Origin of the sequence: Stappia sp. (genome assembly GCF_048261845.1) — a bacterium.
Taxonomy (GTDB): domain Bacteria; phylum Pseudomonadota; class Alphaproteobacteria; order Rhizobiales; family Stappiaceae; genus Stappia.
Genome location: NZ_JBLXFR010000099.1, coordinates 1 through 8,532 on the forward strand (window position 1 = coordinate 1; position 8,532 = coordinate 8,532).

General features: G+C 63.9%; 7 protein-coding genes and 1 pseudogene. 3 read left to right on the forward strand and 5 right to left on the reverse strand.

Annotated features, from left to right (window positions below; all coding sequences use genetic code 11):
- Positions 1-66: 66 nt before the first annotated feature.
- Together hydA and ACN0T5_RS20670 are read left to right on the forward strand one after the other, a co-directional pair.
- On the forward strand, positions 67-1,509 hold the full coding sequence (hydA, locus tag ACN0T5_RS20665; RefSeq protein ID WP_417770493.1) for a dihydropyrimidinase: 1,443 nt from the start codon (positions 67-69) through the stop codon (positions 1,507-1,509).
- A gap of 367 nt (positions 1,510-1,876) precedes the next feature.
- The gene (locus ACN0T5_RS20670) at positions 1,877-3,856 is read left to right on the forward strand and encodes an MASE1 domain-containing protein (RefSeq protein ID WP_417770494.1); all 1,980 of its coding nucleotides are present in this window, start codon (positions 1,877-1,879) and stop codon (positions 3,854-3,856) included.
- A gap of 81 nt (positions 3,857-3,937) precedes the next feature.
- Here ACN0T5_RS20670 and ACN0T5_RS20675 read toward each other — a convergent pair whose 3' ends face one another.
- The gene (locus tag ACN0T5_RS20675) at positions 3,938-4,837 is read right to left on the reverse strand and encodes an epimerase (protein WP_417770495.1); all 900 of its coding nucleotides are present in this window, start codon (positions 4,835-4,837) and stop codon (positions 3,938-3,940) included.
- 89 nt (positions 4,838-4,926) lie between these two features.
- Between ACN0T5_RS20675 and ACN0T5_RS20680 the strand changes: the two genes are divergently transcribed.
- The gene (locus ACN0T5_RS20680) at positions 4,927-5,823 is read left to right on the forward strand and encodes a LysR family transcriptional regulator (RefSeq protein WP_417770496.1); all 897 of its coding nucleotides are present in this window, start codon (positions 4,927-4,929) and stop codon (positions 5,821-5,823) included.
- Between the two features lie 78 nt (positions 5,824-5,901).
- Here the strand turns inward: ACN0T5_RS20680 and ACN0T5_RS20685 are convergent, their stop codons facing one another.
- The 4 genes and pseudogenes from ACN0T5_RS20685 to ACN0T5_RS20700 form a co-directional block, all read right to left on the reverse strand.
- Positions 5,902-6,708 (reverse strand): ABC transporter permease, encoded by an 807-nt coding sequence (locus ACN0T5_RS20685; RefSeq protein WP_417770497.1) that lies wholly within the window; start codon positions 6,706-6,708, stop codon positions 5,902-5,904.
- Positions 6,705-7,457: an ABC transporter permease gene (locus ACN0T5_RS20690; RefSeq protein ID WP_417770498.1), complete on the reverse strand. Its 753-nt coding sequence runs from the start codon at positions 7,455-7,457 to the stop codon at positions 6,705-6,707. Before ACN0T5_RS20690 ends, ACN0T5_RS20685 begins: the two co-directional genes overlap by 4 nt.
- A gap of 9 nt (positions 7,458-7,466) precedes the next feature.
- On the reverse strand, positions 7,467-8,231 hold the full coding sequence (locus tag ACN0T5_RS20695; RefSeq protein ID WP_417770499.1) for a transporter substrate-binding domain-containing protein: 765 nt from the start codon (positions 8,229-8,231) through the stop codon (positions 7,467-7,469).
- Positions 8,232-8,276: 45 nt separating this feature from the next.
- A pseudogene (locus tag ACN0T5_RS20700) lies at positions 8,277-8,532 on the reverse strand (histidine/lysine/arginine/ornithine ABC transporter ATP-binding protein); the annotation flags it as partial.

Genomic DNA, 8,532 nt, shown 5'->3' on the forward strand with positions numbered 1-8,532 from the left:
GGCGGGCACGCTTCCACCCGGCCTGTCGCCGGCCCTTGCGGCGCGTATTGCCCATGAGGACGGGTGATGTCTGACGAGACCGAAATCTCGACCGGCCAAACGCCCGATCAATTCGACCTCGTGATCCGGGGCGGCCGGATCGCCACAGCGTCCGACGTCTTTGACGCCGATATCGGCATCCTCGACGGTCGCATCGTCGCCCTGGGACAAGCGCTGTCCAAGGGGCTGCGTGAGGTCGACGCCCGAGGGAAACTGGTTTTGCCCGGTGGCGTCGATGCCCATTGCCACTTTGACCAGCCGAGCGCAGACGGCTCCCGCATGGCCGACGACTTCGACAGCGGGCCGCGCTCGGCGGCCTTCGGGGGAACGACGACGGTCATCCCCTTTGCCTGCCAGCAAAAAGGCCAGAGCCTGCGTGCGGCTGTCGAGGATTACCACGCACGCGCCAAGGGCAAATCAGTCATCGACTATGCGTTTCACCTGATCGTCACCGACCCCACCGCACAGGTGATAGGGCAGGAATTGCCGGCGCTGATCCGCGAAGGCTATTCGTCGTTCAAGATCTACACGACCTATGACGACTTGAAGCTGGATGACAGGCAGATCCTCGAAGTCCTCGCTCTCGCACGGCGCGAAGGCGCGCTGACGATGATCCATGCCGAGAATTCCGACATCATCTCATGGCTGACTGAGGCGCTGGAACAGGACGGGAAGACCGCGCCGCGCTTCCATTCGGCTGCACGTCCCGCGGTTGCGGAGCGCGAAGCCACGCACCGCGCAATCTCGCTTGCCGAAATCGTGGATGTGCCGATGCTGGTCGTGCATGTCTCGGGCGGCGAGGCGATGGAGCAGATCGCGGCGGCACGCGCGCGGGGCCTGCGCGTCTTCGGCGAAACATGTCCGCAGTACCTTTTTCTGACGGCCGACGACCTTGATCTAAGGGGTTTCGAGGGCGCGAAACACATCTGTTCGCCCCCACCGCGCGATCGCGCCAGTCAGGAAAGCGTCTGGCACGGGTTGGCCAATGGAACGTTCCAGGTCTTTTCCTCGGACCACGCGCCGTTCCGCTATGATGATACTACCGGCAAGAAACTTCGCGGCGAAAACGCCAGCTTCATGCATGTTCCCAACGGTATCCCGGGCGTCGAAACGCGCTTGCCTCTGCTGTTTTCCGAAGGTGTCGGGAAGGGCCGCATATCGCTGCAGCAATTCGTCGCGCTGACTTCGACCAATCCGGCTCGACTCTACGGTCTGTATCCTCGAAAGGGCACGATCGCGGTCGGGGCCGATGCCGACCTGGTTGTCTGGGACAGCACGCGCGAGGTCACGATACAGAACGAGGACCTGCATCACAACGTGGATTACACACCCTATGAGGGATACGAGGTCACCGGCTGGCCGCAGATAGTTTTTTCGGGAGGAAACGTCGTGGTTGAAAACGGAGAGCTGATTGCAAAAGCCGGTGACGGGAAGTTTCTTGAATGCGGCACACCAGACATATTGCTTTGATGTTCTTGTCTGATCTCCCAACTGCCGAGCGCGCACAACGGTGAGTCCGCGCACGCTTCGTTCCAGATTGCCGCAAGGACCTCAGATGCACGTGCTCATTCATGAGGTGGCAAGATGCATTCCGTGCTTTGATAAAAATTTTTAGAATCAACAAGTAACGGACTCTCAAGGGTGGACTGTCGGTCCGCCACTTTGCCCTGATACATGACCTGCTGGTTGCCTTGGGTCGCTCGAACCCCGGCGTCCGCCGGCGCTTGAGCCCTTGGCCCGGTTCACGAAACGGACCTGTGACTTCCGAAATAGCGCTGTGGTGTGCAAAGTAGATCACGTATCATTGCACTCGCTTGTTGTGGAGACATCAGATCGCATGAAGCCCGGTTCCGACACTCCGACCTCCTTAAGTCCTGCGAAAGTTCTGCGAGCAATCAGGCTGTCCCCCGGCCGGCCGGCCAGCGCGCATCTGGTCGTCTTCTATGTGGTCTATATGGCCGCGGTGGCATTCGGCCGCTGGATGTTGGTGATGCCGGATGTTCCAATCGTCATATGGCCGCCGAACGGGGTCGTCCTGGCGATGCTTCTGACCCAGCCCAGGCAAACCTGGCCATGGTGGATCGCGCTGGCTGCCGTGGGTGAACTGAGCGGTAACGCGATCTGGTTTCACAACCCGGCAACCTGGGCGCTCGGATATGTCGCAGCGAACGCGACGGCGGTTCTTGTCGCAGCCACGCTGTTGAGGTCGCGCGGTGGCGAACGGTTCAATTTCGATCGATTGACCCAGGTCTTGAGGTTCCTCGTTCTCGGCGTGCTGATCGCACCGGCAGTCAGCGCCACATTGGGAAGCGCAATCGACGCCTTTGTCGGAAAGAACCCGTTCACGACGACATGGCCGCTCTGGTGGCTGGGAGACGCGACCGGCATTCTGATCGCGACCCCGCTGGTTATCTCGGTCATGAATGCATGGCACGACAGGGCCTGGCCGAAACCCATTGAATTTGCAGAGGGCGCCGGCATTGCGGTCCTTCTGTCACTCCTCAGCATCTGGGTCCTGTCGAACGGGGCCACTTTTGCCTTTATCCTGCCGATGCCGATAATTTGGGCGGCGCTGCGCTTTGAGTTCCGGGGGGCCAGCTTGGCCGTGCTGGCGCTGACCTTGGTCATCGCGATCCACGCCCAGAGTTTCGAGCATCTGCCGCTTTCGGCCGCCGAAGTTGCCGCCCTCCAGACCAAGCTGAAAGCGTTGATCCTCGTCGCGGCAACCACCGGTCTGATCGTCGCAGGTATTGCCCGACAGCAGCGGCAGGCGCTCGAGAACCTCGCGCTGGCCAACGATCACCTCGAGGAACGTGTGGCCGAGCGCACCCGCGCGATCGAGGCGGCCGAGCAGCGGTTCAAGGCCACGTTCGAGAATGCCGGCGTCGGCATAGGTATCGTTGGCGGAGACGGAACCCTCCTGCGGGTAAACGACAGTTTCGCGCGGATGCTTGGCCGGGATGTGGATGAGATGGAAGGGCATGGGATCGAAGAGTTCACCCACCCGGAGGATCAGGCATTGATCGAAGCCGCCTGGGCCCGGCTGACGACCGATGGAATGGACGAATACGAGCAAGAAAAGCGCTACCTGCACAAGGGGCAGAAAACCGTCTGGGGCCACACGACGGTCAGCTGTGTGCGCCGCGAGGACGGCACAATCGCCTATCTGATCAAGGTGATCCAGGACATTACAGAGCGTAAACACTCCGAGGCGCTGCGGCACTTGCTGATGCGCGAGGTCAACCACCGCAGCAAGAACCTATTGGCGATCGTCCAGGTGGTCGCCCGTCAGACCGCGAAACACTCTTCCGAGAACTTCCTCCATACGTTCAACGACCGGCTGCAAGCGCTTGCGGCGAACCAGGATATTTTGGTTCACAACGAATGGAAGCGCGTCGGCCTTGCCGATCTCGTGACCGGGCAGTTGAAGCACTTCGAGGCTGTTGCCGATCGGGTCAAACTGTCGGGGCCGCCGATCCTGGTATCCCCTGCCGCGGCGCAGGCACTCGGAATGGCCGTGCATGAAATGGCAACCAACGCGGCGAAATACGGCAGTCTGAGCAAAGAGGCCGGGCAGGTCGACATCTCCTGGGCGGTTGAGGGTGATAGGTTCCGCATGACCTGGCGCGAAAGTGGCGGACCGCCGGTCAAACCGCCTGAAGAAACGGGGTTCGGAACCACCGTTCTACAGAAAATGACTGCCTCTGCGATGTCGGGAGAGGTCAAGCTGGACTATTCGCCCGGTGGCTTCGTGTGGGAGCTGACCTGTCCGATGTCATCCCTGCAGGACAGCGGCGGCGACGGTGCTGAGCTATAGCCATCCGCCCGGGCGGGACGATGTGGCGCCCGCTGGGGGCAGATCGATGAGGCCCACAGGGTTTCAGACCTCGGTTCCCCGTCAGGAAGTGCGCCAAGCTCTATTCGAACGTGGACTGCGGCCCGCGATAGCATCCGGCAGGCCCGCCCGCATGACGGTGGCCGTGTCGGTTGGCCGGAAGTCCGGCAGAAGCTGATCGAACCTGGCGGAACACAAACGATGCGGGGTGTTCCAGAGATAGCGCATTTCGCGCAATTCCCGCGCCAGTTCCCAGACCGGCGACAGCAACGTCATCGCCCACCAGGGAAATCGCGCGAACCCGAGGGGGTGCGCCAGGGCGCGATCCAGTTCCGTTTTCAGCTCCTGCGCGGTGAATGCAAGTCCCGGAAAGGGCACATCCTCGAAGGTCGCGAGCGTCTCTCGCCGTTCGGCAAGCATGAGGGCGGCGCGCGCCCAGTCGGGCACGAAGGCGTAGGCCTGCATCACCTCGGGTTTGGCGGGCAGGGTGATCACGCCCCGGTCGATGCCGCGCAGCAGGACCGAGGACATGACGTCGCCGTCGTGGTTCGGATCGATGAAATTGCCGGCGCGCAACACCAGGGTTCGCACGCCGGACGCGCGGTAGGCCGCTTCCATCTCGACCCTGATCCGGCCCTTGCGCGACACCGGACGATGCGGCGTGTTCTCTGACCAGGTTCCGGGTCGGTCGCCGAAATTGTAAACGTTGCCGGGGATGATCACCAACGCGCCAGAGGCCCGGGCGGCGGCGATGACCTGTGCGGTGATTGCCGGAACGATCCGCGCCCAGTCATGATAGTTGGGCGGGTTGAGGCCGTTGATGATCACGTCGCAGCCCTTGGCTGCCGCGCGCATGTCGGTCCCGCGCAGGTAGCGTCGGACGGTCCAGCCGGCATTGGCAAAGGCAGATGCGGAATGGGTGCCGATTTTTCCGCTGGCGCCGAGGATCAGGACAGTTGGCATGGTGGTCTCCTTTGTGTTTCGCCGGAAGTTGCGGCATCCGACAATGAATAGGAATTGCCCGAAAGCGCAGATCGTGTATTCATTTTTGAATGGACAGCTTTCCCGACACCCTCGACTGGACCCTGGTGCGCGCCTTCCTGGCCGTGGCCGAGAGCGGATCGCTTTCGGCCGCCGCGCGCATCCTCGCCGTCTCGCAGCCGACGCTTGGCCGCCAGGTGAAGACGTTGGAGGCACAGCTTGGTGCCGAGCTGTTTCACCGCCGTCCCAAGGGGTTCGAAGTGACCGAGACGGGCGCGGCACTGATCGAACCCGCGCGCGCGATGCGGGACGCGGCACATCGCATCGCGCTGACCGCCTCGGGGCAGAGTGCGGGGCTGAGCGGCACCGTGCGGATCACGGCGAGCGTCGCGATGTCGATCTATCATCTGCCCGCGATCATCGCCGACATCCGCGAGGCTGAGCCCGATATCCGGATCGACCTCATCCCCTCGGACAGCACCAGCAACCTGCTTTTCCGCGAGGCCGACATCGCCGTGCGGATGTATCGGCCGCGCCAGCTCGATCTCGTGACGCGGCACCTGGGCGACATCGAACTCGGCATTTTCGGCGCCCGCCGCTATCTCGACCGGCGCGGCAGGCCGGCGGATCTGGAGGATCTGCTGCGGCATGATTTCGTCGGCTACGACACCAAGCCCGCGATCCTCGACGGCTTCCTCGCCGCCGGGACCAGGCTGTCCCGCGAGTGGTTCGCGACCCGCTGCGATGACGACGCGGTCTACTGGGAACTGGTGCGCGCAGGCTGCGGCCTCGGCTTCACCCACGCCGCGGTGGGCCGGTCGTGTCCCGCAACCGAAGAGATCCGGTCCGGCCTCGCCCTGCCGCGGCTTCCGGTCTGGCTGACCGCGCATGAAGCGATGCGGCACACGCCGCGCCTGCGCCGGGTCTGGAAGATGCTGGCCGACGGACTTGCGAAGGTGACCGCCTGAGCGCTCACGGCTGCCGTCCCAGGCCACGAGCGGGCGACTGTGGTGTCGGCTGTCTCGTCCCCGCGCGCGGCGCCGCGATCAGCGCGCGTTGAGGCCCAGCCTGATCGGCGCTCCCGCGCCCAGGACCTTTACCTCCAGCCAGTGAAACGCCAGTGCGATGATCCCGGCAACGAGGATGTAGAAGACGGCCAGAAGGATGAGCGGTTCGTAGACGATGAAGGTGTCGGACCGCACCCGCGAGGACACGGCGTAGATGTCGACAACGGTGATCGTGGCGACGAGCGGCGTTGCCTTGAGTTGCAGGACGGTTTCGCCGCCGAGGGTCGGCAGCACGTTGCGGATCGCCTGCGGCAGCCAGATGCGCCGGAAGACGGTCAGCCTTGGCATTCCGAAGGCCCGCGCGGCCTCGAGCTGGCCCTTGGCGACGCCCTTGAAGGCACCGCGCATGACCTCGCCCTCGTAACCGGCGTAGGAAAGCGTCAGTGCCAGCACAGCGTAGGGCCAGGCCTGGCGCAGGTAGGGCCAGAGCTCGGACGAGCGGATCCACGGGAACTGCGGGAAAAGCGAGCCGAGGCCGTAGTAAAGCAGCCAGAGTTGCAGCAAGAGCGGCGTGCCGCGGATGACCGTGCAGAAGGCCTTGGCAGGGGCGGCGAGGTACCACGGACCGACGGCCTGCGCCAGCCCAAGCGGCACGGCAAGTAGGAAGCCGAGGATGATCGAGACCACCATCAGCCAGAGCGTCGTCCACATGCCCTGAAGCGCCAGCGGCGCGTAATCCGGTATCCAGTCCCAGCGCAGCGCCAGGGCGCACCAGATGACCAGGGCGGCGAAGACCAGCATCATCGCGATGCGATGCGGCTGCAGGAGGGCGCGCAGCTCGATCATGCGCGGCCCTCCTTCAGCGAGGGCTGTCCGCGCCGGGCCCATGTCTCGACGCGCGCGAAGATGCTGCCCGAGAGCAATGTCACCATGAGGTAGAGGAAACCGGCGGCGAGGAAGAAGGTGAAATAGGCGCGGGTGCTGCTGGCGGCCTGCCGGGTCTCGAGCGTGAGCTCGTTAAAGCCCACAACCGCGAGCAGGGCGGTATCCTTGGTGGCGATCAGCCAAAGGTTGGCAAGGCCGGGCACCGCGAAACTCATCATCGCGGGGATGGTCACCCGGCGCATCGTCATGAAGGCGGGCATGCCGTAGGATTTCGCGGCCTCGATCTGCCCGGGCGGCACGGCCTGGATCGCGCCGCGCAGGATCTCGGTCGCGTAGGCGCCCTGGACGACGCCCAGCACCCAAATCCCTGCGGCGACGCCGCTGACCTCGACCCGCCCGCCGCCCATGGCGGCAGAGACCTTGTTGATGATGTCCGAGCCGACGTAGTAGAGGATCAGGATCAGCACCAGTTCCGGCACCGCGCGGATCACCGTCGTGTAGATGGCGAGAAGGTCGCGCGTGACCTTCCCGCCGTAGAGCTTGCCATAGGCACCGAACAGCCCGATCACCAGGCCAAGCGCATAGGCGCCAAGGGCGATCTGTAGCGAATGGGCAAGGCCGCGCAGCAGGTTGCGCCCCCACCCGGGCGGCGAGAGCGACAGGAGTTCCGCGCTCCTCGCCAGGCCCAGTGCTTCAAGAAGTTCGGTCACACCAGTGGTTTAGTAGATACTGGCGTCAAAGTAGTTCGAGGTGATCTCCTCGTGGGTGCCGTTTTCGAGGATGGCGGCGATGCCCTTGTTCAGCGCCTCGCGCAGCTCGTCGTCGCCCTTGCGCACACCGGCGCCGACGCCGCGGCCCAGGATCGTCGGATCATCCTTGACCGCGCCCTTGATCTCGCAGCAGGCGCCAGCGTCGGAGTTCACGAAATCCGCCATGGCGATGCTGTCGGCCTGGGTGGCGTCGATGCGGCCGGCGAATAGGTCCTGGTTGGCCTCGTCCTGGGTCTGGTAGACGCGCAGTTCGGAGTCGGTGAAGTATTCCTGCGCATAGGCCTGGTGGATGGTCGAGGCCTGGATGCCGACGATCTTGCCGGCGAGGGATTCGGGCGTCGGCTCGATGTCCATCGACTTGTCGGCGACGATGACCGCCGGGGTGTTGTAGTAGGGATCGGTGAAATCGATGGTCTTCAGCCGCTCTTCGGTGATCGACATCGAGGCCATGATCGCGTCGATCTGCTGGCCGGTCAGTGACGGGATGATGCCGTCCCAGGCCACGGGGGTGATCACGCAGTCAAGCTCGGCGGCCTCGCAGACGGCGTTGATGATGTCGACTTCCCAGCCGGTCCAGTTGCCCGAGCTGTCGAGCGAGGCGAACGGCGGATAGGGCTCGGCGGCGATGCCGATCTTGACCTCTTCGGCGCTGGCGGTGCCGGCGCTCAGAAGGGCGGCGGCAAGGCCGGTCGCGATGAGTTTCTTGATGGTCATTGAGGTTCTCCCTTTTGGTTTCGTTTCGTTTTGTCGTTGGTTCGGTCAGGCGACCGAGCTGAGGAATTGTTGCAGACGCGGTGATTTCGGATTGCCGAAGACCTCGGAGGGCGGTCCCTGTTCCTCGATGCAGCCCTGGTAAAGGTAGACCACGTGGCTGGCGACCTCGCGGGCGAATTTCATCTCGTGGGTCACCAGCAGCATGGTGCCCCCCTCGGCGGCGAGATCGCGGATCACCGTCAGCCCCTCGCCCACGAGTTCCGGGTCGAGGGCCGAGGTCGGCTCGTCGAAAAGCATCACC